Origin of the sequence: Pseudomonas fragi, from assembly GCF_025426255.1 — a bacterium.
Classification (GTDB): Bacteria; Pseudomonadota; Gammaproteobacteria; order Pseudomonadales; family Pseudomonadaceae; genus Aquipseudomonas; species Aquipseudomonas kulmbachensis.
Map to the genome: position 1 here is coordinate 4,935,921 of NZ_CP104861.1, position 25,742 is coordinate 4,961,662.

Genomic DNA, 25,742 nt, shown 5'->3' on the forward strand with positions numbered 1-25,742 from the left:
GCCTGCGGCAGCGGCTACAAGGATCGGCGTCGCTCTGTGGATAGTCTTGCTCCTGTTACTCAGCGGTTGCACCAGCCTGCCGCTACCCAAGCACACGCCAACCCTGGCCTTGCCCATGCAGTTGCATATCCAGCGCGAACAGGCCGATCAGCGTCAGGACTGGTTGCTGGTGATCCAGCAGGAGAGTGCCGGGTTGCGCTGGTCATTGATGGACCCGCTGGGGATTCCACTGGCACGTCAGTTGCTGCAAGGCGCCAACTGGCACGCCAACGGTCTGTTGCCGCCCAACCCCGAGGCCCGCGAGCTGTTCGCCGCACTATTGTTTGCGCTAACCCCTGGGGCTGAATTGACGAATAATTATCCACAGGCAAAAACTGCGTCTGATCTGCGATTTATGGAACAACGCTGGCAAGTGCACTACCTGCAACCCCAGGTGTTTCGCATCGATATGAAAAACAATCTGCATTACACGGTCAGCCCGCTGGAGGCCGCCCCATGACTGCTTACCTCAATGCCCTTGGCGTGGTCTGTGCGCTGGGCCGTGGCTCGCAAGAAGTTGCCCGCAAGCTGTTTGCCGGTGACTGCTCGGGCATGCAGCAGCAAAGCGGCTGGGTGCCCGAGCGCGCACTGACCATGGGTGCGGTAAGCGGTGATCTGGTAGCAATCCCGGCCACGCTCACCCAACACAGCAGCCGCAATAACCAGTTGTTGCTCGAAGCCGCATTACAGATTCAAGGCGATATCGAACAGGCGATTCAGACCTTCGGCCGCGAGCGCATCGCCGTCGTACTGGGCACCAGCACCTCAGGTATCGATGAAGCCAGCCGTGGCATTGCTCACTATCTGCAACATCAGCAATTCCCCGCTGATTACGACTATCAGCAACAAGAGCTCAGCGCACCGGCTACATTCCTGGCCGAATGGCTGAACATCAGCGGCCCGGCCTACGTGATTTCCACCGCTTGCACCTCCAGCGCCCGCGCCCTGATGAGCGCCCAGCGGCTGCTGGACATGAACCTGTGCGACGTCGTGCTATGCGGCGGTGTCGATACGCTGTGCAAGTTGACGCTCAACGGCTTCTCTGCGCTCGAAGCGGTGTCCGATGAGCGCTGCAATCCGTTTTCGGCGAACCGTCACGGCATCAATATCGGCGAAGCGGCCGTCCTGTTCGTGATGAGCAAGCAACCCGCCAGCAGCCACTGCATCGCCTTGCTCGGCGCGGGCGCCAGCAGTGATGCCCACCACATTTCGGCCCCGGAACCCAGCGGGCGCGGCGCCGCCCAAGCCATGCACAAGGCCTTGAGCCGTGCGGGTGTGCAGCCGAAGCAAATCGGCTACCTGAACCTGCATGGCACTGCCACCCAGCACAACGACGCGATGGAAAGCCACGCCGTGGCCCTGGTCTTCCCCGAAGGCGTGCCATGCTCGTCAACCAAGCCCATGACCGGTCACACCCTGGGTGCGGCAGGCGCACTGGAAGCCGCCTTTTGCTGGCTCAGCCTGAACCACGGCGATGCCCTGGCGCCACACGTCTGGGATGGCCAACCCGACCCGGCGCTGCCCGCGCTCAACTGGGTAACCCCCGGCCAGACCCTCGCCCCGACCCCGCAACGCTGCCTGATGAGCAACTCGTTTGCCTTCGGCGGCAATAACGTCAGCCTGATTATCGGAGACGCCCCATGATTGATTGGCCGCTCGCCGAATTGCTGCCCCACGCTGGTGACATGATCCTGATCGATCAGGTGCTGGCGTTTGATCAAGAACAGATTCAAACCCGCCTCACTGTGCGTGCAGGCGGTTTGTTCAACCGTGAAGACGCCAGCCTGCCCGCGTGGGTCGGTATTGAGCTGATGGCCCAGAGCGTGGCGGCGTATGCCGGTTGCCGCGCCCGCGTGCAAGGCCGTCCCGTGGAGCTGGGTTTCTTGCTCGGCACGCGTAAATTTGAATGCAATGTCGAACACTTCCCGTTGGGCAGCGAACTGCATATCCACGCGCTGCGCTCGCTGGAAGACGACAACGGCATGGGCGTGTTCGAGTGCCACCTCACCGGCGCCGGCATTCATGCCAGCGCCCGCCTGAACGTGTTCCGCCCACCTCAGGCCGAAAACTATCTTGCTCAAGTATCCCAGGAGACCCGCCATGACTGAGTCCGTTTTGGTCACAGGTTCCAGCCGTGGCATTGGCCGCGCCATTGCCTTGCGTCTGGCACAGGCCGGTTTTGATCTGGTGCTGCATTGCCGTAGTGGCCGCAGCGAAGCCGACGCGGTCATGGCCCAGGTTCAGGCCTTGGGCCGTAGCGCTCGCATGCTGCAATTCGATGTATCGGATCGCGCCCAGTGCAGAGCCATTCTGGAGGCCGATGTTGAAACCCACGGCGCTTATTACGGTGTAGTGCTCAACGCCGGGCTGACCCGCGACGGCGCGTTCCCGGCCCTGAGCGAAGACGATTGGGACGTGGTGATGCGCACCAACCTCGACGGTTTCTACAACGTCCTGCACCCGGTGATGATGCCGATGATCCGTCGCCGTGCTGCCGGTCGCATTGTGTGCATCACCTCGGTATCGGGGCTGATCGGTAATCGCGGGCAGGTCAACTACAGCGCCTCCAAAGCCGGTTTAATCGGTGCCGCCAAGGCCCTGGCCATCGAGCTGGGCAAACGCAAAATCACCGTCAACTGCGTGGCACCCGGTCTGATCGACACCGCCATGCTCGACGAAAACGTACCGGTAGAAGAACTGATGAAAATGATTCCAGCCCAACGCATGGGCACCCCGGAGGAAGTCGCCGGGGCGGTTAACTTTTTGATGTCGGCCGAAGCGGGTTACATCACGCGTCAGGTGCTGGCCGTCAATGGAGGCCTGTGCTGATGAAGCGCGTTGTCGTCACCGGCATGGCCGGTATCACCTCGCTGGGCAGTGACTGGGCCAGTATCGAGGCCAACTTCGTGGCTGGGCGCAGCGGCATCCGGCGCATGGACGAGTGGGATCGCTTCACCGAACTCAACACCCGGCTGGCCGGACCGGTTGATGATTTTGCAGTGCCCGCACACTGGACCCGCAAGCAACTGCGCAGCATGGGCCGCGTCTCGCGCATGGCCGTGGGCGCAGCGGAACTGGCCTTGCAAGACGCCGGTCTGCTGGGCAACCCGATCATTCGCGACGGCCGCATGGGCGTGGCCTGCGGCTCGTCCACGGGCAGCACCGAAGATATCAAGGCCTTCGGTAACATGCTGCTCAACTCGGTTGCAGACGGCCTCAACGCCAATAGTTATGTGCGCATGATGCCGCACACCACAGCGGCCAATATCAGCATATTTTTTGGCCTGACCGGGCGTTTGATTCCGACCTCCAGCGCCTGCACCAGCGGTAGCCAGGGCATCGGCTATGCCTACGAGGCCATCAAGTTCGGACGCTTGCCTCTTATGCTGGCCGGTGGTGCAGAAGAGCTGTGCCCTACCGAAGCGATGGTGTTCGATGCGCTGTACGCCACCAGCCTGAAAAACGACGCACCCCACACCAGCCCGCGCCCCTACGACAGCGGCCGCGACGGCCTGGTGATCGGTGAAGGCGGCGGCATGCTGGTACTTGAAGAACTGGAACACGCACTGGCCCGCGGCGCCCATATCCACGCGGAAATTGTCGGTTTCGGCAGCAATGCCGACGGCCAGCACACCACCCGCCCGGAAGTCAGCACCATGCGCCGGGCGATGGAACTGGCGCTGGAGGACGCGGGGATCAACGCCCAGGCCATCGGCTATGTGAATGGCCATGGCACCGCTACCGAACAGGGCGACATTGCCGAAACCCTGGCCACCAGCGAGCTGTTTGGCAAACACATGCCCATCAGCTCGCAGAAGAGCTTTCTGGGCCACACCCTGGGCGCCTGTGGCGCGCTGGAATCGTGGTTCAGCATCGAGATGATGAACCGCGACCGTTATGTACCCACGCACAATCTGGATGAAATCGACCCGCGTTGCGGCGAGCTGGATTACCTGCGTGACGCGTTTCGCGTGATGCACAACGATTACGTGATGAACAACAACTTTGCCTTCGGCGGGGTCAACACATCGTTGATCTTCCGTCGCTGGTCGTAACACTTCCAGGATCCCACCATGACTTACTTGCTACGCGTTACCCTGATTGCCCTGGCGTTGCTGACCACCGTGTCGTGCAGCAGCAAACGCATGCTCACCCCGGATCGCACGCTGCACGCCTCGATCCAGAGCGACCGTGCACAGATGCAACAGGCCATTGTCAAAACCCTGGTGGCCCGTGGCTGGACAGTGCAAAAAATCACCCCGCAGCTGGTGCAGGCGCAAATTACCGTGCGCGAGCAATACCACGCCGAAATCGACATTCCGTACAGCGCCAACCATTACCAGATCGCCTACCGCGACAGCAGCGGCCTGGACTACAAGGACGGCAAGATCCACAAGAACTACATCCGCTGGGTACGCCTGCTGGACAAAGGCATCGTGCGTGAGTTGAAAGATCACCAGAATGAACGCACAGCCCGCCAGTTGTCGGAATCAGCGTTGGCAAAACCGTTGTAAGCCACAACGTTCAAACGCCAGAAATGACAAAGGCGCCTTTCGGCGCCTTGTTTGCAAACAGACTGGCTTGTCATCGCACGGTGTCTGTCCGGCTCTGCGATGGCTGGTTGCCCAGGATCCTCAGAGTCTCACGCGCCTTGGCAACCTTCCCAAGCGCCTTGGCGATAAAGGCAGGGTCATCCCCAGCTTCGTCCATACAAGCTTGAAGGTAGTACCCAATATCTTCTTCAGTCTTGAGGAATTCGGTGCTGTCCCAACGCGTGAATTTTTCAGTCACAAGTCATTCTCCTTATACGCTTTGGCAATCAACCGAGCTTGTTTGATATCACGGACTTGACTGCTTTTGTCTCCAGCGCACAATAAAACGATCCATTGATGACCATGCTGCATAAAGTACAGCCGGTAACCAGGGCCGTAATCGATTCGTGCTTCTTTTAGCCCAGCTCCAATCGACTTTGTATCCCCCAAATGTCCTTCAGCCATTCGATCAATCCTGACCGAAATACGCGCTCGTGCTCGACGGTCGGGCACATCTGAAAGCCAACGAGAAAATGTTGAACTGCGAATAATTTCAATCATTCGCAAAAGGTAAACCTAAGGCTACACCTCAAGAATCAGCTGATTACACTCCCTTTCGTCAGAAATCCCATTTTATTAAATCAGCCATCGGTGCCACTGCGCGAGAGCGATCCCTTTCATTCGCAGGACGATTCCTAGAGAATCCTTGGGCCTTGCGCCTGTCTCTTTCGATCGCTAGCCTCCGGTACGTCATCCCCCATGGGTGACCGGACGTGCAAGTCCGAATCGAGTTAGGAACATGGATTATCACTGCCTAAAAATTCTGTTTTATGGCGGCTGTACGTGGGAGGTCTTCTGGCCTGCCGGGATTCAGTTCCTTTCGACCGGTCTTGCACACCCGCGTACAGCTGCCACCCTCTTTGTGTGCAAGCAAATGGCGTCAGCTCTTAATCAACTAAGGAACTGCGCCATGACTCACACACCCGAATACGAACAAACCATCGAACACACCGAAGAGCTGCTGCGTTGCGCCATTGCCACGGCGTATGCGTCGGCCGATAACTTGCACGGCCTTAACCGCGATGTGGCGCTGTCGGTGGTGCATTTGATTGGGCAGGTCAAAACATCTGTGGATAAGTTGTTGGCCGGGTAAACGCAGTATCAATGGTGGGAGCGAGCCTGCTCGCGATGGCATCAACGCGGTATGCCGATTGACCGGGTCACCTGAATCGCGGGCAGGCCCGCTCCCACAAAAGCTCAATCCACTAGACCCTTGCCACGGTTTTACGCGTCAGCAACTGCGCAAACGCATTTGCCATCGGTGAGTTGTTGCCCTTGCGCTGTACCAACCACACTGCCGTGTTGGCGTCCGGGTCAAGCAGCGGTCGATAGACCACGCCCTTGATACGCATATGCTGGAACGACGCCGGTAGCACCGACACACCCAAACCCGCCGATACCAGACCGATAATGGTCATGGCCTCGCCCGCCTCCTGCGACATATGCGGGCTGAAACCCGCCGCCCGTGCCAGGCTCAGCAACTGCGCATACAGCCCGCTGCCATAGCTGCGCGCAAAGAACACAAACGGCTCGTCCGCCAACGCCGCCAGTTGCAAGCCTTGCTCGCTGCCTTCGGCCAATGGGTGATCGGCACGAATCACCGCCACCAGCGGCTCACGAAACAACTCCACGGAGCTCAACGACTCAGGCAACACCAGTGGACGCATAATTCCGACTTCGATGCTTTCATCCACCAAGCCTTCGGCGACTTCGCGGCTGCTCATTTCCTTGAGGTTCAGATGCACCGCCGGGAAGGCCTGACGGAACGCAAAGATCGCCTGGGGAATGCTGGAGTTGAACGGCGCCGATGAGGTGAAGCCGATCTTCAACTCGCCCAACTCGCCCAATTGCGCACGGCGCGCCACATCGGCAGCTTTGTCGACCTGAGCCAACACCAGACGCGCCTCTTCCAGAAACAACCGCCCCGCTTCGCTGAGTTCAACCCGGCGGTTGGTACGGTCGAAAAGCCGCGCCCCCAGTTCCTGCTCCAGCGCCTGAATCTGCTGGCTTAGCGGGGGTTGCGAGATGCCCAGCAATTGGGCGGCGCGGCCAAAGTGCAGCTCTTCGGCGACGGCAATGAAGTAGCGCAAATGGCGCAGTTCCATAGAGACTCCATTAAGTCGTAAAACCTATCAAACAGGTCGAACAATATATTGGAAAGAATCGTTAGCCACCTATATTCTTTTGCCATTGCCGCTCGGCTTTACGCTTTTTTGAGGTCCCTCGTGAAAACTGCTGTTGCCCCACTCGCCCACGAAATCCCGCCTTCGGCGCTGGATGATGTTGTCGCTCAACTCAATGACGTGTTTATCGAGAAAGGCACGCCGATGTTTATGCGCACGGTGCTGGCACTGTTCTCGGGCGGCTTTGCGACCTTTGCGCTGCTGTATTGCGTGCAACCCATGATGCCGGTGCTGTCCCATGAATACGGAATCAACGCGGCGCAAAGCAGTCTTATTCTGTCGGTGGCCACGGCGATGTTGGCTATTGGCTTACTGATTACCGGGCCGATTTCCGATGCCTTCGGGCGCAAGCCAGTGATGGTGTTTGCGCTGTTTTCCGCTGCTGCGTTTACCTTGCTCAGCGCGATGATGCCGACCTGGGAAGGGGTGCTGATTACACGGGCGCTAGTGGGCTTGTCGCTCAGCGGCCTGGCGGCAGTGGCGATGACTTACTTGAGTGAGGAGATTCACCCGCAACACATCGGCCTGGCGATGGGTTTGTACATCGGCGGTAACGCGATTGGCGGGATGAGCGGACGCTTGATCAGCGGTGTGTTGATCGACTTTGTGAGTTGGCACACGGCGATGTTGGTGATCGGCGCTCTGGCGCTGGTCGCAGCTATGGTGTTTGTGAAAATCCTGCCCGAATCGCGCAACTTCCGCCCACGGGCCATGAACCCGCGCAGCCTGCTGGACGGTTTCACCATGCACTTTCGCGATGCCGGTTTGCCGTGGCTGTTTCTGGAAGCGTTCTTGCTGATGGGCAGCTTTGTGACGCTGTTCAACTACATCGGTTATCGCCTGCTGGCCGATCCATACAACATGAATCAGGCCGTGGTCGGCTTGCTGTCGATTGTCTATCTGTCGGGTATTTACAGCTCGGCGCAGATTGGCGCGCTGGCCGACCGACTGGGACGACGCAAAGTGCTGTGGGCAGTGATTGTGCTGATGCTGGCAGGGATCGCACTGACCATGCTCGAACCCATCGCCTTCGTGGTGATCGGCATGCTGCTGTTCACCTTCGGCTTCTTCGGCGCGCACTCGGTGGCCAGTAGCTGGATTGGCCGCCGCGCGACCAAGGCCAAGGGGCAGGCCTCGTCGTTGTACCTGTTCAGTTATTACGCCGGATCGAGTGTGGCCGGGACCTTGGGCGGCGTGTTTTGGCACCTTGCGGGCTGGAACGGTATCGGCCTGTTTATCGGCGGTTTGCTGGTGGTTGCGCTGCTGGTGGCGCTACACCTGGCCAAATTGCCCGTGTTGCCAGGCAATAGCAAAAACGCCTGATCGCCCACAAAAAAGCCCGGTTCTCGTGAATGAGAACCGGGCTTTTTTTATACCGCCAGATTACTGGTGATATTGCCCCGAAAATTCATGCACGGCGCTGATAAAGGCGCCAGCATGTTCAGGCTTCACTTCCGGGGTGATGCCGTGACCCAGGTTGAACACATGGCCCGAACCGTTGCCGTAGCTGGCCAGGATGCGCTTGACCTCGGTGCGGATCGCTTCCGGGTTGGCGTAGAGCACGGTCGGGTCCATGTTGCCTTGCAGCGCAACCTTGCTGCCCACACGCTTGCGGGCTTCGCCCAGGTCGCAGGTCCAGTCCAGGCCCAACGCGTCAGCGCCAACGTCGGCAATGCTTTCAAGCCACAGGCCGCCGTTTTTGGTGAACAGAATGACCGGCACTTTGCGACCTTCGTGCTCGCGGATCAGGCCGCTGACGATTTTGCGCATATAGGCCAGGGAGAATTCCTGATAGGCCGCCGACGACAGATTACCGCCCCAGGTATCGAAAATTTGTACCGCTTGCGCACCGGCCAGGATCTGGCCGTTGAGGTACGAGGTCACCGACTGCGCCAGCTTGTCGAGCAGCAAGTGCATGGCTTGCGGAGTGTCGTAGAGCATGGCCTTGGTTTTGCGGAAGTCCTTGGACGAGCCGCCTTCGACCATGTAGGTGGCCAAAGTCCACGGGCTGCCGGAGAAGCCGATCAGCGGCACGCGACCATTGAGTTCCTTGCGGATGGTGCTGACTGCGTTCATCACGTAGCCAAGGTCTTTTTGTGGATCAGGAATCGGCAGCGCTTCGATGTCGGCCAAGGTACTGACGACTTTTTTGAAGCGTGGACCTTCACCAGTTTCGAAGTACAGGCCTTGGCCCATGGCATCGGGGATGGTCAGGATATCGGAGAACAGGATGGCCGCATCCAGCTGCGGGAAGCGGTCCAGAGGCTGCATGGTGACTTCACAGGCGAATTCGGCGTTCTTGCACAGGCTCATGAAATCGCCGGCCTTGGCGCGGCTGGCACGGTACTCCGGCAGGTAGCGACCGGCCTGACGCATCATCCAGACAGGCGTTACGTCTACGGGTTGCTTGAGCAAAGCGCGAAGGAAACGGTCATTCTTGAGAACAGTCATGTCAGCATCCGTGAAAAAAGTGGGGGCATTTTCTCAGAGACGGACGCAAAAGGCACGGCAAGTGCCGTGCCTTTTATCTATCGGGGCGATTTGTCGCGGTGTAACGCCGTATTTGGCAACACCGTGAAACAACTGTGGGAGCGGGCTTGCTCGCGATACAGATAACTCGATTGATCAGCAGACCGAGTTGATCCCATCGCGGGCAAGCCCGCTCCCACAGGGGGATTGGGCTAGACGCCCAGGTAATCCATGATCCCTTCAGCCGCAGTACGGCCTTCGAAGATCGCGGTTACCACCAGGTCAGATCCGCGCACCATGTCACCACCGGCAAAAATCTTCGGGTGGCTGGTCTGGTGCTTGAACTGCGACTGCTCGGGCGCAATCACGCGGCCCTGGCTGTCGGTCTGGATCTCGAACTGGTCGAACCATGACGCCGGGCTCGGACGAAAGCCAAACGCGATGATCACGGCGTCTGCCGCGATGATCTCTTCGGAACCCGGAATCGGCTCCGGGCTGCGACGGCCACGGGCATCCGGTTCGCCGAGACGGGTCTCGACAACCTTCACGCCTTCAACCTTGCCTTCACCAACAATGGCGATCGGCTGACGGTTGTAGAGGAATTTAACGCCCTCTTCCTTGGCATTTTTCACCTCTTTACGCGAGCCCGGCATGTTGGCTTCGTCACGACGGTAGGCACAGGTCACCGATTTGGCGCCCTGGCGAATCGAAGTGCGGTTGCAGTCCATGGCCGTGTCGCCACCACCGAGCACCACAATTTTTTTGCCTTTCATGTCGACGAAATCTTCCGGCGACTTTTCAAAGCCCAGATTGCGGTTGACGTTGGCGATCAGGAAATCCAGCGCATCGTGCACGCCCGGCAGGTCTTCACCGGCAAAACCACCTTTCATGTAGGTGTAGGTGCCCATGCCCATAAAGACCGCGTCGTATTCGGCCAGCAGCTGTTCCATGCTGATGTCCTTGCCGATTTCGGTATTGAGACGGAACTCGATACCCATGCCGGTGAACACTTCGCGACGGTGGCTGAGTACGGTTTTTTCCAGCTTGAACTCCGGGATGCCGAAGGTCAGCAGGCCGCCGATTTCCGGGTTCTTGTCGAAGACCACCGGGGTCACGCCGCCACGTACCAGCACGTCGGCACAGCCCAGGCCCGCAGGGCCCGCGCCGATGATCGCTACACGTTTGCCGGTCGGCACCACCTTGGACATGTCCGGGCGCCAGCCCATAGCGAACGCGGTATCGGTGATGTATTTCTCGACCGAGCCGATGGTCACTGCGCCAAAACCGTCGTTCAGGGTGCAAGCACCCTCGCACAAGCGGTCTTGCGGGCACACCCGGCCACACACTTCGGGAAGGGTGTTGGTCTGGTGCGACAGCTCAGCGGCAGCGAGGATATTGCCCTCGGCCACCAGCTTGAGCCAGTTGGGAATGAAGTTATGCACAGGGCATTTCCATTCACAGTACGGGTTGCCGCAACCCAGGCAGCGGTGAGCCTGATCGGCAGACTGCTGGGGTTTGAAGGGTTCGTAAATTTCCACGAACTCTTTTTTGCGTTGACGTAACAGTTTCTTCTTCGGATCTTTGCGCCCGACATCGATGAACTGGAAGTCGTTACTCAGACGTTCAGCCATGGTTAAAACCTCATCAAACTTTTCAGGCGCATATCACTGCGGGTTGGCACGGATGCTGGAAAGCAACGATTTCAAGCTGGCAGCCTTAGGCTTGACCATCCAGAACCGACGCAGGTAGTCATCGAGGTTTTCCGAGAGGTTGCGACCCCACTCGCTGTTGGTTTCCTCAACGTATTCGTCCAGCACGTGTTGCAGGTGATTACGGTAGGCCTCCATCGCTTCGCCACTGATCCGCTGGATTTCCACCAGTTCGTGGTTAACCTTGTCGACGAAAGTGTTGTCCTGATCCAGCACGTAGGCGAAACCGCCGGTCATGCCCGAGCCGAAGTTGTAACCGGTTTTGCCCAATACGCAGACGAAACCGCCTGTCATGTATTCGCAGCAGTGATCGCCTGTGCCTTCAACCACGGTGTGAGCACCGGAGTTACGCACCGCGAAACGCTCACCCGCCGTACCAGCCGCAAACAATTTGCCGCCGGTTGCTCCGTACAGGCAGGTGTTGCCGACAATCGCGCTGTCCTGGGTTTTGTAAATGCTGCCTGTTGGCGGCACTATCACCAGCTTGCCACCAGTCATGCCTTTGCCTACGTAGTCGTTGGCATCGCCTTGCAGGTACATGTTCAAACCACCGGCGTTCCACACACCAAAGCTCTGACCTGCAGTGCCTTTGAAGTGGAATGTGATCGGTGCTTTGGCCATGCCCTGGTTGCCGTGGGCACGGGCGATTTCACCCGAGATACGGGCACCGATCGAACGGTCGCAGTTGCAGATATCGAGCGAGAACTCGGCACCGCTCATGTCGTTGATGGCTGAAGTCGCCAGCTCGACCATCTTCTCGGCCAGCAGGCCTTTGTCGAATGGCGGGTTGCGCTCTACTTGGCAGAACTGTGGCTTGTCGGCCGGGATATGGTCGCTGCCCAGCAGGGGCGTCAGGTCCAGGTTGTGCTGTTTGGCGGTTTCGCCCTGCAGAATTTCCAGCAGGTCGGTACGCCCGATCAGCTCTTCGAGAGTGCGCACGCCCAGCTTGGCCAGCCATTCACGAGTTTCTTCGGCCACGTAGGTGAAGAAGTTGACCACCATGTCGACGGTGCCGATGTAGTGGTTTTTACGCAGCGATTCGTTCTGGGTCGCAACGCCGGTAGCGCAGTTATTGAGGTGGCAAATACGCAGATATTTGCAACCCAGCGCAATCATCGGTGCAGTCCCGAAACCGAAGCTTTCAGCACCCAGGATCGCCGCCTTGATCACGTCGAGGCCGGTTTTCAGGCCGCCGTCGGTCTGTACCCGCACTTTGCCGCGCAGGTCGTTGCCGCGCAGGGTCTGGTGGGTTTCAGCCAGGCCCAGCTCCCACGGTGCGCCCGCGTACTTGATGGAGGTCAATGGCGATGCGCCAGTGCCGCCGTCATAGCCGGAGATGGTGATCAGGTCGGCATAGGCCTTGGCCACGCCAGCAGCGATGGTGCCTACGCCCGCTTCAGCTACCAGCTTCACCGATACCAGCGCTTTCGGATTGACCTGTTTGAGGTCAAAGATCAGCTGCGACAAGTCTTCGATGGAATAGATGTCGTGGTGCGGCGGTGGCGAAATCAGGGTCACGCCGGGTACGGCATAACGCAGCTTGGCGATCAGACCGTTGACCTTGCCGCCTGGCAGTTGCCCGCCCTCGCCCGGCTTGGCGCCTTGGGCCACCTTGATTTGCAGCACTTCGGCGTTGACCAGGTATTCCGGGGTTACACCGAAACGGCCAGTGGCCACTTGCTTGATTTTCGAGCTTTTGATGGTGCCGTAACGCGCAGGGTCTTCGCCGCCTTCACCGGAGTTGGAGCGTGCGCCCAAACGGTTCATGGCTTCGGCCAGGGCTTCGTGGGCTTCTGGCGACAGTGCGCCCAACGAGATACCAGCCGAGTCGAAACGCTTGAGGATCGAGTCCAGCGGTTCGATGTCGTCGATGGACAGCGGCGTATCGAGGGTCTTGACCTTGAACAGGTCGCGGATCATCGACACCGGGCGCTTGTCGACCAGAGCGGTGTATTCCTTGAACTTGCTGTAGTCGCCCTGCTGCACAGCGGCTTGCAGGGTAGCTACCACGTCCGGGTTGTAGGCGTGGTATTCGCCACCGTGCACATACTTGAGCAGGCCGCCTTGCTGGATCGGCTTGCGCGCGCTCCAGGCTTCGGCCGCCAGTAGTTTTTGCTCGGCTTCAAGGTCAACGAAACGGGCACCCTTGATGCGGCTTGGCACGCCACGGAAGCTCAGGTCGCAAATTTCTTCGGACAGGCCGATGGCTTCGAACAGCTGCGCACCGCGGTACGAGGCAATGGTCGAGATGCCCATCTTCGACAGGATCTTGAGCAGGCCTTTGGTGATGCCTTTGCGGTAGTTCTTGAACACCTCATAGAGGTCGCCCAGCACTTCACCGGTACGGATCAGGTCGCCCAGCACTTCGTAGGCCAGGAACGGGTACACCGCCGAGGCACCGAAACCGATCAGCACCGCAAAGTGATGCGGGTCACGGGCGGTCGCGGTTTCGACCAGGATGTTGCTGTCGCAACGCAGGCCTTTCTCGGTCAGACGGTGATGCACAGCGCCCACAGCCAGCGAGGCGTGAACCGGCAGCTTGCCCGGCGCGATATGACGGTCGCTCAGCACGATCTGGGTACGGCCAGCGCGTGCAGCCTCTTCGGCCTGATCGGCGATATTACGCACGGCCGCTTCAAGGCCGACGCTTTCGTCGTAGTTGAGGTCGATGATCTGACGCTCAAAACCCGGCAGATCGAGGTTCATCAGCGAGCGCCACTTGGCAGGCGAGATCACTGGCGAACTGAGAATCACACGGGAGGCGTGCTCCGGCGATTCCTGGAAGATGTTGCGCTCGGCACCGAGGCAGATCTCCAGCGACATGACGATGGCTTCACGCAGCGGGTCGATCGGCGGGTTGGTCACCTGCGCGAACTGCTGGCGGAAGTAGTCATATGGCGTACGTACGCGCTGGGACAGCACGGCCATTGGCGTGTCGTCACCCATCGAGCCTACGGCTTCGTAACCTTGCTCGCCCAACGGGCGCAGCACCTGGTCGCGCTCTTCGAACGTGACCTGATACATCTTCATGTATTGCTTGAGCTGATCAACGTCGTAAAACGCCGAACCGTGGTCATGGTCGTCGATGGTGGCCTGGATGCGCAGGGCATTCTTGCGCAGCCACTGTTTGTACGGGTGGCGCGACTTCAAGCGGTTGTCGATGGAGTCGGTGTCCAGTACCTGACCGGTTTCGGTGTCCACGGCGAGGATCTGGCCAGGGCCGACACGGCCTTTGGCGATCACGTCTTCAGGCTTGTAGTCCCATACGCCGATTTCCGAAGCGATGGTGATGTAGCCGTTGGTGGTCGTCACCCAACGCGCCGGGCGCAAGCCGTTACGGTCGAGCAGGCAGACCGCGTAACGACCGTCGGTCATTACTACGCCAGCCGGGCCGTCCCACGGCTCCATGTGCATGGAGTTGTACTCATAGAACGCCCGCAGATCGGGGTCCATGGTTTCAACGTTCTGCCACGCAGGTGGAATCAGCATGCGCACGCCACGGAACAGGTCGATACCGCCGGTGACCATCAGCTCCAGCATGTTGTCCATGCTGGAGGAGTCGGAACCCACACGGTTAACCAGCGGCCCGAGCTCGTCGAGGTCGCCGATCAGGTCGTTGGCAAACTTGGTGCGACGGGCCTGGGCCCAGTTGCGGTTGCCGGTGATGGTGTTGATCTCGCCGTTGTGGGCGAGAAAGCGGAATGGCTGAGCCAGCGGCCACTTCGGCAGGGTGTTGGTGGAGAAGCGCTGGTGGAACACGCAGATTGCGGTTTGCAGGCGCTCATCGCTCAGGTCCGGATAGAAGGCGGTGAGATCCGCCGGCATCATCAGGCCTTTATAAATGATGGTCTTGTGGGAAAAGCTGCAGATGTAGTGATCGGTGTCAGCCGCGTTGCTCACCGAAGAACGGCGGCGGGCGCTGAACAGTTTGATCGCCATGTCCTGATCGCTCAGGCCATCGCCTGCGATAAACACTTGCTCGATCTGCGGCAAACGCTCCAGTGCCAGACGGCCCAGAACGCTGGTATCGATTGGCACCTTGCGCCAGCCCACCAATTGCAGGCCAGCCGCCAGGATTTCGCTGTTCATGTTAGTGCGGGCCGCTTCGGCCTTGATCGGGTCCTGGTTGAAAAACACCATGCCGACCGCGTATTGCTTGGGCAAATCTGCGCCGAACTGTTCCTTGGCGGTTGCGCGCAAGAACACATCAGGCTTTTGAATCAGCAGGCCACAACCGTCACCGGTCTTGCCGTCTGCGTTGATCCCACCGCGGTGGGTCATGCAGGTCAGGGCTTCAATGGCGGTTTGCAGGAGGGTATGACTAGGTTCGCCCTGCATATGGGCAATCAGGCCGAAACCACAGTTATCCTTGAATTCATCGGGGTGGTACAGACCTGCTTTCATAGACACTTTCTCACCAGGCTGCCCCAAAAAGGGGCAAATTTCTTTTAATTCAACCACTTGCTCCCCACGCTGAACGTACGCCAGCTTGGCAGGGGCAAAAGGGTGGTCATTCTACACACCGCCATAAAGGCTCACAAATTTAGCGCCGATTAAATGAAATTTAATGTCGCGTTTGTGAATGTTTAAAGCGATTAGCCGTGCTAGTCAAAACATTTTTTGATGTTGACCGTCGCGCGGCGCAGACACCACAAGGCACACGGCTCAAAAGCCGCATGCTCTAGCAGGAATGTTGGAGTGCTGGAAAGGCGACCTGGGTAAGGTCGCCGGATCATCAGCGAGCTGCAGCCAGTTCTTGTTGAACGCTGGCGACAGTGCGAGGCCAAGGTTTACCAGCCTGTGTCTTCGCTGGCAAGTTCTTGATTGCCGCAGTTGCTGCGGCATGGCTTGGGAAGTTGCCGTAGGTGACAACGTACAGCGGCTTGCCATTCAAGGATTTCTTGAAGTAGCGAGCTTCACCGCCCAGTTCTTTAGCGACATTTTGCGCAGACGCTTCAGAGCTGGTGCCTACGATCTGCACCACATAGTTGTTGGCAGGCTGGCTGGAGTACCAGCTGCCGCCCGGTGCGGCCTTGGCCAGGGTGACCGGCTTCTCGACAGGCTTGACCACAGGCTTGGCGGCCGGGGCTGGGGCAGGTTTGGCGACCGGAGCAGGCTTGGCCACAGCAACGGTGGGTGCTGGGGTTGGACGCGGTGCTGCCACAGGCGCAGGGCCCGATGGCACGCCAACCGGTGGCGCAGTGGTGGTCACGGTAGGTGGCGAAGCAACGCCGCCGTCGACCGCAGGCACACCGCCATCGTCGCCTTCCGCGATCCCACCGGCTGCTTCTGCCAGCGGGCCGCGCATGACCGGCTGCGATTGCCCAACCAGCGGCAATGGCATCGGCTGGGAAGAGCCTGCGAAATCAACCGACGGCTTGCCACCGCTATTCGGCGAGGCTTGCCCCAATTGTGTTTGTTCAGCACCTGGCGCGGTAGGCGCCTTGCTGCGACCCGGAATCAAAAAGGCAGCAGCTACGGCCACTACCACTACTGCACCAATGGCCAATACGTGTTTCTTCGGCATTTTGAACCCCATACTTGGACGCTTGACCGCTGAGCGGCTGGCAATCATGGCTTCGATCATCGCATCGCGGGCAACCTGGTTGATAGTGCCAGGCCAGCCTTCGGAGCTCTCGTGTATATCTGAGATCTGCTGAGCGCTAAAGAGTTCGATTCCAGCCCCGGCACCTTCGAGACGCTGAGCCAGATACTCGCGGGTTTCATCGAGGGTATAGGGCTGCAAATCGATTACATGGAAGCGCTCTTCATCAGCGCTCAGTTCCTCAAGCCCGGCAATCATTGACGGCTCACCGAACAGGAACACATGCGGACGGCCTTCAGGCGCACCCGCAGCCAGCGCCAACAATGCTTGCAGCGCGGACTCGTCCAACTGCTCGGCGTCATCGACCAGCAAGTAGACTTCTTGCCCGGTCAGCGCCAATTGCACCACTTGCGCCAGAATGGAACCCACATCGGGTCGCGCAACATTCAGCGTTTGTGCCACCTGCTGCAAGATACCGGCAGCATTGCCAGCCCCTCGCGCCGAGACCACAACGCTCTGTACCGACTGCTTGTTGGTACTTGCCACCAACGCCTGACGCAGCAAAGTCTTACCGCTGCCTTCAGGGCCGGCAACGACTAAAAGCAACTGGCTGTAGCGGGCAAGGTGGTGCAATTGCCCAAGCACCGGCTTGCGCTGGGCAGGGAAAAATTTGAAACCCGGAACCCGTGGTGCAAAGGGGTCGTGGTTGAGCTGGAAGTGACCGAGGAACGCCTCGTCGGCATGCAAACTAGTCATCAGGATCTTATTAACCTTTAAGCTGAGCCAGCGCGCGGTAATCCGCACCCAGCGTGGCTTGTAGAACCTCTTGTGGATAATCGTCAGTCACTGTGGCTTCGCCCATGTGGCGCAACAGCACCAGCCGAATACGACCGTCGATCACTTTTTTATCAACTGCCATGTGTTGCATGAAGTCGGCTGGCGTCATTTCGGTGGGCGGCACTACAGGCAAGCCGGCACGCTGAAAGATCCTAATTCCGCGATCACGCTCTGCATCGCTGATCCAGCCCAAACGGGCGGACATTTCCAGCGCCATCACGGTGCCGGCTGCCACGGCTTCGCCATGCAGCCATACGCCGTAACCCATATGAGTTTCGATGGCATGGCCAAAGGTATGGCCGAGGTTGAGGGTGGCACGCACGCCCGTCTCGCGCTCATCGGCGCCGACCACTTCAGCCTTGGCCGCGCACGAGCGTTGAATGGCGGCAGTCAGGGCGACCTGATCCAGCGCACGCAGCGCGTCCATGTTGTCTTCAAGCCAGGTCAGGAACGGCTCATCGCAAATCAGGCCGTACTTGATAACTTCGGCCAGCCCCGCAGACAGTTCGCGGGCCGGGAGGGTGTTGAGGGTCTGGGTATCTATCAGCACCAGGTTGGGCTGATAGAAAGCACCGATCATGTTTTTACCCAGCGGGTGGTTGATCCCGGTTTTACCGCCCACCGACGAATCGACCTGGGACAGCAAGGTAGTCGGCACTTGGATGAAATCAACACCACGCTGATAACAGGCTGCGGCAAAACCGGCCATGTCACCCACCACGCCGCCGCCCAGTGCAATCACGGTGGTGCGTCGATCGTGGCGCGCCGTGAGCAGGCCATCGAAAATCAGCTGCAGGGTTTCCCAATTTTTGAACGATTCGCCATCAGGCAAGATAATCGGCACGACCGAGAACTGCGCGAGGCTGCGAGTCAGACGCTCAAGATAGAGTGGCGCGACCGTTGAGTTGGTCACAATCGCCACTTGGCGACCGGCGATATGCGGGGCCAGCAACTGCGGCTGATCCAACAAACCTTCGCCAATATGAATCGGGTAGCTACGCTCGCCTAGATCAACCTTCACTGTCTGCATGAATCCCCGCGTTGAAGCAGGACGCTGGCGGCCTGCTTCGCAATTATCAAGTGATGGCATACCGTAAAATGCATGCCCGGCGCCGAGAATAGCGCATTTCGTATCGCACTTTAATGGCCTGCGCAGTACCTGGTAGTCGCAGCCTCGTCCCTCGGCAGCGGCTACCGGGGGGAAAGCTGCGCCAGACGCTCGAGAATATCCAGAACCACCATGCGCGGCGGCCGCTCATCGGTTTCGACCACCAGATCGGCGATTTCTCGATAAAGCGGATCACGCAGGGCCAACAGATCACGCAGGATTTTTTCCGGGTTGGCGTTGCGCAACAGAGGCCGGTTGCGGTCCCGCGAGGTACGAGCAACCTGCTGTTCGATAGAGGCATGCAAGTACACCACGCGCCCGCCATTGCGGAGAGCCTGACGGTTTTGCGGACGCATCACCGCGCCACCACCGGTCGCCAGCACAATGCCATTTTCATGGCATAGCTCGACGATCATGGCTGTTTCACGATCGCGGAAGCCCGGTTCACCTTCTTTATCGAAGATCCACGGGATATTGGCACCCGTGCGCACTTCAATTTCCTTATCGGAATCTTTGAACGGCAGGTGCAGCTCTTTGGCCAGCAAACGTCCGATGGTGCTTTTTCCAGCCCCCATTGGCCCAACAAGAATCAAATTTCGCACAGAATCAATGACTCACAGCAATCGCCTGGTTGTTCATGATACGCGGAGTCAGGAACACCAGCAGTTCGGATTTTTTTTCCAGGACAACGTCTTTACGGAAAAGTTGGCCAACATACGGCAGATCGCCTAAAAATGGCACTTTATCTATTACTTTGCTTTGAGTATTTGAGAACACTCCCCCAATCACGATGGTTTCACCGTCCTTGACCAGCACCTTGGCCCTGACTTCGTTCTTCTTGATTGGTGGCACATCCTGGATCCTGTTCATGTAATCGGGCTCATCCTTGGTCACGATGACATCCATGATGACGCTATTGTCCGGGGTGATTTGCGGCGTCACCTCCAGCGACAGCGACGCTTCCTTGAACGACACCGAGGTGGCCCCGCTTGCGCTGGTCTCCTGATAGGGGATTTCGGTGCCTTTAAGGATTTTGGCGGTCTCTTTGTCTGAAGTAACCACTTTGGGCTGAGAGATGATTTCGCCATTGCCGGTTTTTTCCATAGCCGTCAGCTCCAGGTCCAACAGTACGTTGTTGGTGATAAAGGCAATGCCCAACCCCGATGTATTGCCCGAAACCCCCAGATCCACAAAGGGCGCACTCATGTTGTCAAGCGCCCCCCCTGACGCAGCAGACCGGGTAATGCCGCCAGCATTCCAGTTACCGCCTCTACGCAAGGTCCCGCCCCAACTCACTCCCAGGCTTTTCTCGAAGTCCACGCCCGCCTCAACAATCCTGGCCTCGATCATCACCTGACGTACTGGCACATCCAGTTGGGCCACGATGCGCCGTAACTCATCCAGCCGCTCGCCCGACTCAAAGGCAATGATGTTATTGGTGCGCTCATCCACCGTGATCGTGCCCTGCCCGTTGATACCGGGCTGAGTGGCGGTCACCGACTGGAACAACCTGACGAGATCTACCGCCTTGGCGTAATTGACCTGCACCAGCTCTCGACGCAAAGGCGCAAAGTCATGCTGCGCGCGGGCCGCGAGGTGCTCAGCAGGCGCTATGCGCAACACATTGCCCTCAAGGCGTTTACCCAAATCCTTGCTTTCAAGTACCAGATCCAGCGCCTGATCCCACGGTACATCCTGCAAGTTGAGCGTAATGCTGCCTTGCACGGCGTCGCTGACCACCAGGTTAAACCCGGTAAAATCTGCCAGTAGCTGAAGCACTGTGCGTACTTCCACATTCTGAAAGTTCAGGGACATTTTCTCGCCCACATACGGCGGGTTCGTGGCGACTGAGGAGGGGGCAGCCTGTACCAGCGCCAGTGTTGACTGCGAATTCAGCGCACTCCATAGCGCCAGTACGCAGACCGGTAAAATCCTTTTCATGGTGTTTAATCCGTTAAGACTGCAGCTTCAAAGGGATAGTCAGGGATCTTTCCAGCCAACCGCCCTGACCATCAGAAATCACTTCAAACACTTCAACGAAAGTCGCTTCAATCGAGGCAATCTGACCGTTGTTTCGGCCCAGATAATCGCCTACTTTCAACCGGTGAATGACGCCATTGGCCCGCAGCAGAGCGTTAGCCTGCAGATCATTGGACAGCGTCCCGACCATCTCGAATTGCTCAAGGTCGAAACCCTCCAGAAATTGCCTGGCCCGGCCAACGTCAAGCTCATCTCCGGCAAGGCTTACCTGCCAACTGCCAGCGCCACCCCCAGGCGCAGCCTGAAAAGGGTTACGCAGTGCCATCGCCTCGTACGTAAACACCTGCGGAGCTTTGACACCGGGAACAGGAACTATGGTGCTGCCCGGAAGCGCCTGCGCGGCCTGCAAATACCTCTTGAGTTCGACCGTATCCTGTACGCCATCACACCCGGCTAACCCGGCCAGCAATCCGATGCCCAATAGTCGAACGCAAACACTCATGGGATCAGTCCTTGATCGTGGGTGCGATAGGTCCTGGCCAGCAGTGTCATACGCAGTTGGCCGTCCCCAGTACCATTGAGCGGCGCAAGCGCGAAGTCATGCAGGGTGACAATGCGCGGCAAGCTCGCCATGGCACTGACGAAGAGCCCCAACTCGTGATAGCCACCAGCGAGGGTCATCTGTAGCGGCAACTCGGCATAAAACGGCTGGAGTACTTCGGGCAGCCACTGGATACGTTCAATGACCAGACCATTTGCCTTGCCCAGTTGCGAAACCTGATCAAGCAAACCGGGCACCTGAGCCTGAGCAGGCAATTGTTTCAGCATTGCGCTAAAAGCAGCTTCCAGATCGTGCAGTTGAATTACATAGGCATCCAGGTTCGCAACCTGTGCAACCCTGGATTCAAACGCAGTTTTGAGTGCGACTTGAGCCTCAGCCTGCTGTTGCAGTCGGGTAGTCGACGACAGCAGGAACAGGAGGTAGCCCAGCACCAGCAACAGGCTCAACCACATCAGCGCCACAGCAGTTTTGCGGCGTGAGGACCACGCCCCCACGCTTGCAAAATCCAGCTCCCGCAGATCGATACTGCGCAAGTTCATCAGCCAGTCAGCAGCGTTCACAGCTGGCCGCCAGCAGGCGTATGCCGCGCTTCACGCACCGTCAACTGAAACTGCCGCACATGCTCCCCATCGTGAGCAGGACCTGCCTTGACGTCGATCAGTTCAGGGGTTTCCAGCCAATGCGAAGCATCCAGATTTCGCATCAGTTGCGCGACCAGGTTGTTGGACTGGGCAACCCCAGTGATCACAATGTTGCCCTCTGTCATTTTCACGTCGGTGAAATACACGCCATCCGGCAAACTGCGTGCTAGCTGCTCCAAAATGATCCCGCTGCTCGAGCGACTGCTCTGCAGCATCCCGATTGTTTGCATGCGCTCAAGCAACTGCTCGCGTCGCACCTTCAACTGGTCGATTTGCTCCGCACGACCGTCCAGCTGAAACGTGGCGCTGCGGATCAGGTCATTGCGCTCCAACTGCTGCTCTACCAGACCGTCGATAAAATGGTCAGCCGCAAACACTCCGGCCACTGCCACCACCGACAAGACCGCCAACACCATCAAAAACCGCTTGCGCCGCCTTTCACGCAACAACGCGCGCCAGGGCAGCAAATTGATTTTTGCCATCAATCAAACCCTCTCAAGGCCAGACCGCAGGCAGTCAACAGCACCGGGGCATGACAAAGCAAGGTTTCAGGTGCGAGCGCGGGGTTAAGGCTCATGGCCAAAAAGGGATTGGCGGTGCGTGTCGGCACGCCAAGCCGATCCTCGACCCACTGAGTTGTCCCCGGATTCGATACTGCCTCGCCAGCCAGCACAATCATGCTGACCACCCCTTTAATACCGGATTCGACAAACAGCTCAAGCCCGCGCTCCAGGTGTTGAACGAGCGTGCTTTGGAATGCTTGCACCCCGGCAGTGGCATGCCCAAAAAGCAGCTCGCGGGAGTAGATCACCTCGCCCTGTTGCACAATGCTCAGCTGAGTTGTGTGGGTCGCACAGTCGACCACCGCCACCGCCCCCTGCAATGCCAGCCCAGAGACCATGGCGTCCACACCGCGAGCCAGGGCATGGGATTGGACAGCAACCACTCGCAGGTTCAATCCAACATCACTCAAGACCGACCGATACCACTCAAGTGCCTCCTGACGGCACGCCACCATGTGCACGTTAACCCGTGCGGGATGACTCGATGAATTGCCTTGAACCTCGAAATCCAGCGCCACGTCTTCAAGGGCATAAGGCACGTATTGCTCAGCCTCAAGACGTACATGCAGTTCAAGTTCGACTTCGCTCAAGCCCGCCTCTACCTCAAGGGTTTTACAGATGAGCCGCCCGTCGGGGATCGCCACTGCCGCATCACGCGCCACCACTGCAGCTTCTGCCAGCGCCTTGAGCAGCACTTGCACGACACTTTTCGGCTCAGCGCCGGTCTGATCATCCGCAAGCCCGGCTGGCAGCGGTTCAATGGCATAGGCTTGCAGCTTGAACGCACCCTGCGAACGGCTCAGTTCGACGACCTTGATCGCTTGCGGGCTGATATCGATACCTACGTACCGATGGCGTACTTGAGGAAATAATCCGGGCACTTTTGTTTTCCCTAATGCAATCCGTAACTTACGGAGGGTAAAAAATGAGATCCGTTCAAAACCTGTTCTGACATGCGGCTCATGACGTTCATGAGCGAAAAATGCTTATAATGCCGGGCGTTTTTTTCCGTATCGTCGACCCGGCGCAACTGCGCACTACCCTGACGTGCAAACCCATTTCTTAATCTGGAAATCCAAAAGCCTTGATTCGTCTGCTGAAGTTTTTCGGGTGGTCTTTCGTTGCCATATTCTGCGGGCTGTTGCTCGTGTTGAGCGGCGCGTTTCTCTATCTTAGTCCTGGCTTGCCGTCCGTAGAGTCGTTGAGAAGCATCCAGTTGCAGATTCCTTTGCGGGTCTATACCAGCGACGGAAAATTGATCGCGGAGTTTGGCGAAATGCGCCGCTCACCGATCAAATTCGCCGACATTCCGCCCAATTTCATCAATGCCCTGCTCTCCGCGGAAGATGACAACTTCGCCAATCATTACGGGGTCGATCCCAGTAGCCTGATGCGTGCCGCTACCCAGTTGGTAAAAAGCGGACACATACAATCAGGCGGTAGCACCATCACCATGCAGGTGGCGAAGAACTATTTCCTCTCCAGCGAGCGGAGCTTTTCACGCAAAACCAACGAAATCCTGCTGGCCCTGGAAATCGAACGTGAGCTGACCAAGGACGAAATCCTTGAGTTGTATGTGAACAAGATTTACCTGGGCAACCGCGCTTACGGTATCGAGTCCGCGGCACAGGTTTACTACGGCAAGTCGATCCGCGACATCAGCCTGGCGCAGATGGCAATGATTGCCGGTCTGCCCAAGGCCCCTTCGCGCTTTAACCCGCTGGCCAACCCGGTGCGCAGCAAAGAACGTCGCGACTGGATCCTGGGCCGCATGTATAAGCTGGGCAAGATTGACCAGGCCAGCTACGAAGCCGCCATCGCAGAGCCTGTCGACGCCAGCTACCACGTGCCAACCCCCGAAGTCAGCGCTCCTTACATCGCTGAAATGGCCCGCGCCGAGATGGTCGGACGCTACGGCAGCGAGGCTTATACCGAAGGTTTCCGCGTCACCACCACAGTGCCAAGCAACCTCCAGGAGCTGGCCAACACTGCTGTTCATGAAGGCCTGATTGCCTACGACCAGCGCCACGGCTACCGTGGCCCGGAGTCGCGCTTTACCGGCAAGACCCTGGCTGTATGGACTCACGAACTGACCAAGCAACGGCCTATCAGCGGCCTGGAACCGGCAATCGTGACCCAGGTCGACAAGGACGGCCTGCAGGTACTGACGCGCTCCGGCGAAGCCCACGTTTCGTGGAACACCATGAAATGGGCGCGCAAGTTCCTCAATACCAACAGCATGGGCCCAATGCCCAAACAGCCTTCGGATGTCGTGCAAGTCGGCGACCTGATTCGCGTACAACCGCAAACCGATGGCAGCTACAAGTTCAGCCAAGTGCCCACGGTACAAGGCGCACTGGTATCGCTTGACCCGGACAACGGCGCCATTCGCTCGCTGGTCGGAGGTTTCGCGTTCGAGCAGAGCAACTACAACCGTGCGATGCAGGCCAAACGCCAGCCCGGCTCAAGCTTCAAACCGTTCATTTATAGCGCCGCCCTGGACAACGGCTACACCGCCGCCACCCTGGTCAACGATGCGCCGATCGTGTTTGTCGACGAGTATCTGGACAAGGTCTGGCGCCCGAAGAACGACACCAACACCTTCCTCGGCCCGATCCGTGTACGTGAAGCGCTGTACAAGTCACGTAACCTGGTCTCTATCCGCTTGCTGCAAAGCCTGGGCGTCGATCGCACCATCGACTACATCAGCAAGTTCGGTTTCAACAAGCAGGACCTGCCACGCAATCTGTCGCTGGCCCTGGGTACTGCAACCTTGACCCCGATGGAGATTGCCACCGGCTGGAGCACGTTCGCCAACGGCGGGTACAAAATCACGCCGTACTTGATCGACAAGATCGAAAGCCGCAACGGCGACACGCTGTTCGTGGCCAACCCGCCAAGCGTGCCTAAAGGCGCCAGCAAAGACGTGCCACCAGAAGCTGCAGCGCTGACCATCGACACCATCAACGCTGCACCCGGCCTGCCTACCGTAGAGACACAAGCGGTAGCCGAGCGCATTGTCGACGGTCGCACCACCTACATTCTCACCAGCATGCTGCAGGACGTAATCAAGCTCGGTACCGGCCGTCGCGCTCTGGCGCTGGGCCGCACCGACCTGGCAGGTAAAACCGGTACTACCAACGAATCCAAGGATGCGTGGTTCTCCGGCTACAACGCCGATTACGTGACCACCGTTTGGACCGGCTTCGACCAACCCGAAAGCCTGGGTCGTCGCGAGTACGGCGGCACTGTGGCCCTGCCGATCTGGATGACCTACATGGGCGGTGCGCTCAAAGGCAAACCTGCTCACACCCAGGCCGAGCCCGAAGGCATCCTCAGCCTGCGGATCGACCCTACCAGCGGCCGTATTGCTTCACCCGGCACGCCTGGCGCCTACTTCGAGTTGTTCAAGAGCGAAGACACGCCACCGACCAACAGCGAGCTGGGCAACAGCGTAGCGCCGGGTAGCCCGCTGCCGGCCGATGATGGCGCACCTATCGACCTCTTCTAACCA

22 protein-coding genes and 1 pseudogene are annotated in these 25,742 nt (G+C 58.6%); 9 read left to right on the top strand and 14 right to left on the bottom strand.

Going from position 1 to position 25,742, the window contains the following annotated elements:
* Positions 1-40 precede the first annotated feature (40 nt).
* The 6 genes from N7D90_RS22615 to N7D90_RS22640 are packed head-to-tail and all read left to right on the top strand — an operon-like array spanning position 41 to position 4,553.
* Positions 41-499, top strand: a complete 459-nt coding sequence (locus N7D90_RS22615) for a hypothetical protein (RefSeq protein ID WP_261742513.1) — start codon at positions 41-43, stop codon at positions 497-499.
* Positions 496-1,683 carry a beta-ketoacyl-[acyl-carrier-protein] synthase family protein gene (locus tag N7D90_RS22620; RefSeq protein WP_261740058.1) on the top strand — a complete coding sequence of 396 codons (1,188 nt, stop codon included), beginning with the start codon at positions 496-498 and terminating at the stop codon, positions 1,681-1,683. Before N7D90_RS22615 ends, N7D90_RS22620 begins: the two co-directional genes overlap by 4 nt.
* Positions 1,680-2,147 (top strand): hotdog family protein, encoded by a 468-nt coding sequence (locus tag N7D90_RS22625; RefSeq protein ID WP_261740059.1) that lies wholly within the window; start codon positions 1,680-1,682, stop codon positions 2,145-2,147. The genes N7D90_RS22620 and N7D90_RS22625 overlap by 4 nt, the downstream gene beginning before the upstream one ends.
* Positions 2,140-2,868 carry a 3-oxoacyl-ACP reductase FabG gene (gene fabG, locus N7D90_RS22630; protein ID WP_261740060.1) on the top strand — a complete coding sequence of 243 codons (729 nt, stop codon included), beginning with the start codon at positions 2,140-2,142 and terminating at the stop codon, positions 2,866-2,868. Before N7D90_RS22625 ends, fabG begins: the two co-directional genes overlap by 8 nt.
* Positions 2,868-4,094, top strand: coding sequence for a beta-ketoacyl-ACP synthase (locus tag N7D90_RS22635; protein WP_261740061.1), 1,227 nt, complete (start codon positions 2,868-2,870; stop codon positions 4,092-4,094). Before fabG ends, N7D90_RS22635 begins: the two co-directional genes overlap by 1 nt.
* A gap of 18 nt (positions 4,095-4,112) precedes the next feature.
* Positions 4,113-4,553 carry a hypothetical protein gene (locus N7D90_RS22640; RefSeq protein ID WP_261740062.1) on the top strand — a complete coding sequence of 147 codons (441 nt, stop codon included), beginning with the start codon at positions 4,113-4,115 and terminating at the stop codon, positions 4,551-4,553.
* 130 nt (positions 4,554-4,683) lie between these two features.
* Here the strand turns inward: N7D90_RS22640 and N7D90_RS22645 are convergent.
* Positions 4,684-4,830 (bottom strand): annotated as a pseudogene (locus N7D90_RS22645) (DNA-binding protein); the annotation flags it as partial.
* On the bottom strand, positions 4,827-5,132 hold the full coding sequence (locus tag N7D90_RS22650; RefSeq protein ID WP_261740064.1) for a type II toxin-antitoxin system RelE/ParE family toxin: 306 nt from the start codon (positions 5,130-5,132) through the stop codon (positions 4,827-4,829). The pseudogene N7D90_RS22645 and the gene N7D90_RS22650, both read right to left, overlap by 4 nt.
* A 409-nt stretch (positions 5,133-5,541) precedes the next feature.
* On the opposite strand from N7D90_RS22650, the gene N7D90_RS22655 reads away from it, so the two are divergent.
* The gene (locus N7D90_RS22655; RefSeq protein WP_261740065.1) at positions 5,542-5,724 is read left to right on the top strand and encodes a DUF6124 family protein; all 183 of its coding nucleotides are present in this window, start codon (positions 5,542-5,544) and stop codon (positions 5,722-5,724) included.
* A gap of 112 nt (positions 5,725-5,836) precedes the next feature.
* Here N7D90_RS22655 and N7D90_RS22660 read toward each other — a convergent pair whose 3' ends face one another.
* Positions 5,837-6,736 carry a LysR family transcriptional regulator gene (locus N7D90_RS22660; protein WP_261740066.1) on the bottom strand — a complete coding sequence of 300 codons (900 nt, stop codon included), beginning with the start codon at positions 6,734-6,736 and terminating at the stop codon, positions 5,837-5,839.
* Between the two features lie 222 nt (positions 6,737-6,958).
* Here N7D90_RS22660 and N7D90_RS22665 point away from each other — a divergent pair, with 222 nt between their 5' ends.
* On the top strand, positions 6,959-8,137 hold the full coding sequence (locus N7D90_RS22665) for an MFS transporter (RefSeq protein ID WP_405046637.1): 1,179 nt from the start codon (positions 6,959-6,961) through the stop codon (positions 8,135-8,137).
* Between the two features lie 60 nt (positions 8,138-8,197).
* Here N7D90_RS22665 and hemE read toward each other — a convergent pair whose 3' ends face one another.
* The 11 genes from hemE to N7D90_RS22720 form a co-directional block, all read right to left on the bottom strand.
* Positions 8,198-9,265, bottom strand: coding sequence for a uroporphyrinogen decarboxylase (gene hemE, locus N7D90_RS22670; protein ID WP_261740068.1), 1,068 nt, complete (start codon positions 9,263-9,265; stop codon positions 8,198-8,200).
* A gap of 230 nt (positions 9,266-9,495) precedes the next feature.
* Positions 9,496-10,914, bottom strand: a complete 1,419-nt coding sequence (locus tag N7D90_RS22675) for an FAD-dependent oxidoreductase (RefSeq protein WP_261740069.1) — start codon at positions 10,912-10,914, stop codon at positions 9,496-9,498.
* Positions 10,915-10,947: 33 nt separating this feature from the next.
* On the bottom strand, positions 10,948-15,396 hold the full coding sequence (gene gltB, locus N7D90_RS22680) for a glutamate synthase large subunit (RefSeq protein WP_261740070.1): 4,449 nt from the start codon (positions 15,394-15,396) through the stop codon (positions 10,948-10,950).
* 331 nt (positions 15,397-15,727) lie between these two features.
* Entirely contained in the window at positions 15,728-17,293 is a 1,566-nt protein-coding gene (locus N7D90_RS22685) for an SPOR domain-containing protein (protein WP_261740071.1), read from the bottom strand.
* Between the two features lie 10 nt (positions 17,294-17,303).
* Entirely contained in the window at positions 17,304-18,404 is a 1,101-nt protein-coding gene (aroB, locus tag N7D90_RS22690; RefSeq protein WP_261740072.1) for a 3-dehydroquinate synthase, read from the bottom strand.
* 161 nt (positions 18,405-18,565) lie between these two features.
* Positions 18,566-19,084, bottom strand: coding sequence for a shikimate kinase AroK (gene aroK, locus N7D90_RS22695; RefSeq protein ID WP_261740073.1), 519 nt, complete (start codon positions 19,082-19,084; stop codon positions 18,566-18,568).
* A 4-nt stretch (positions 19,085-19,088) separates the two neighbouring features.
* Positions 19,089-20,423 carry a type IV pilus secretin PilQ family protein gene (locus tag N7D90_RS22700; protein WP_315968130.1) on the bottom strand — a complete coding sequence of 445 codons (1,335 nt, stop codon included), beginning with the start codon at positions 20,421-20,423 and terminating at the stop codon, positions 19,089-19,091.
* Between the two features lie 13 nt (positions 20,424-20,436).
* A complete protein-coding gene (locus N7D90_RS22705) occupies positions 20,437-20,964 on the bottom strand; it encodes a pilus assembly protein PilP (RefSeq protein ID WP_261740074.1) in 528 nt (175 codons plus the stop codon).
* Positions 20,961-21,584: a type 4a pilus biogenesis protein PilO gene (locus N7D90_RS22710; RefSeq protein ID WP_261740075.1), complete on the bottom strand. Its 624-nt coding sequence runs from the start codon at positions 21,582-21,584 to the stop codon at positions 20,961-20,963. The genes N7D90_RS22705 and N7D90_RS22710 overlap by 4 nt, the downstream gene beginning before the upstream one ends.
* Positions 21,581-22,147 (bottom strand): PilN domain-containing protein, encoded by a 567-nt coding sequence (locus N7D90_RS22715; protein ID WP_261740076.1) that lies wholly within the window; start codon positions 22,145-22,147, stop codon positions 21,581-21,583. Before N7D90_RS22715 ends, N7D90_RS22710 begins: the two co-directional genes overlap by 4 nt.
* A complete protein-coding gene (locus N7D90_RS22720) occupies positions 22,147-23,109 on the bottom strand; it encodes a pilus assembly protein PilM (protein ID WP_261740077.1) in 963 nt (320 codons plus the stop codon). Before N7D90_RS22720 ends, N7D90_RS22715 begins: the two co-directional genes overlap by 1 nt.
* A gap of 206 nt (positions 23,110-23,315) precedes the next feature.
* Between N7D90_RS22720 and N7D90_RS22725 the strand changes: the two genes are divergently transcribed.
* Positions 23,316-25,739 (top strand): penicillin-binding protein 1A, encoded by a 2,424-nt coding sequence (locus N7D90_RS22725; protein WP_395247092.1) that lies wholly within the window; start codon positions 23,316-23,318, stop codon positions 25,737-25,739.
* Positions 25,740-25,742 lie beyond the last annotated feature (3 nt).

Coding starts and splice junctions, on each gene's coding strand:
- N7D90_RS22700 (WP_315968130.1), bottom strand. CDS start 20,423: ATGAAAAGGATTTTACCGGTCTGCGTACTGGCGCTATGGAGTGCGCTG.
- N7D90_RS22715 (WP_261740076.1), bottom strand. CDS start 22,147: ATGGCAAAAATCAATTTGCTGCCCTGGCGCGCGTTGTTGCGTGAAAGG.
- N7D90_RS22675 (WP_261740069.1), bottom strand. CDS start 10,914: ATGGCTGAACGTCTGAGTAACGACTTCCAGTTCATCGATGTCGGGCGC.
- fabG (WP_261740060.1), top strand. CDS start 2,140: ATGACTGAGTCCGTTTTGGTCACAGGTTCCAGCCGTGGCATTGGCCGC.
- N7D90_RS22640 (WP_261740062.1), top strand. CDS start 4,113: ATGACTTACTTGCTACGCGTTACCCTGATTGCCCTGGCGTTGCTGACC.
- N7D90_RS22685 (WP_261740071.1), bottom strand. CDS start 17,293: ATGACTAGTTTGCATGCCGACGAGGCGTTCCTCGGTCACTTCCAGCTC.
- N7D90_RS22660 (WP_261740066.1), bottom strand. CDS start 6,736: ATGGAACTGCGCCATTTGCGCTACTTCATTGCCGTCGCCGAAGAGCTG.
- N7D90_RS22665 (WP_405046637.1), top strand. CDS start 6,959: ATGTTTATGCGCACGGTGCTGGCACTGTTCTCGGGCGGCTTTGCGACC.
- N7D90_RS22620 (WP_261740058.1), top strand. CDS start 496: ATGACTGCTTACCTCAATGCCCTTGGCGTGGTCTGTGCGCTGGGCCGT.
- N7D90_RS22655 (WP_261740065.1), top strand. CDS start 5,542: ATGACTCACACACCCGAATACGAACAAACCATCGAACACACCGAAGAG.
- N7D90_RS22705 (WP_261740074.1), bottom strand. CDS start 20,964: ATGAGTGTTTGCGTTCGACTATTGGGCATCGGATTGCTGGCCGGGTTA.
- N7D90_RS22625 (WP_261740059.1), top strand. CDS start 1,680: ATGATTGATTGGCCGCTCGCCGAATTGCTGCCCCACGCTGGTGACATG.
- N7D90_RS22635 (WP_261740061.1), top strand. CDS start 2,868: ATGAAGCGCGTTGTCGTCACCGGCATGGCCGGTATCACCTCGCTGGGC.
- hemE (WP_261740068.1), bottom strand. CDS start 9,265: ATGACTGTTCTCAAGAATGACCGTTTCCTTCGCGCTTTGCTCAAGCAA.
- N7D90_RS22650 (WP_261740064.1), bottom strand. CDS start 5,132: ATGATTGAAATTATTCGCAGTTCAACATTTTCTCGTTGGCTTTCAGAT.
- gltB (WP_261740070.1), bottom strand. CDS start 15,396: ATGAAAGCAGGTCTGTACCACCCCGATGAATTCAAGGATAACTGTGGT.
- aroB (WP_261740072.1), bottom strand. CDS start 18,404: ATGCAGACAGTGAAGGTTGATCTAGGCGAGCGTAGCTACCCGATTCAT.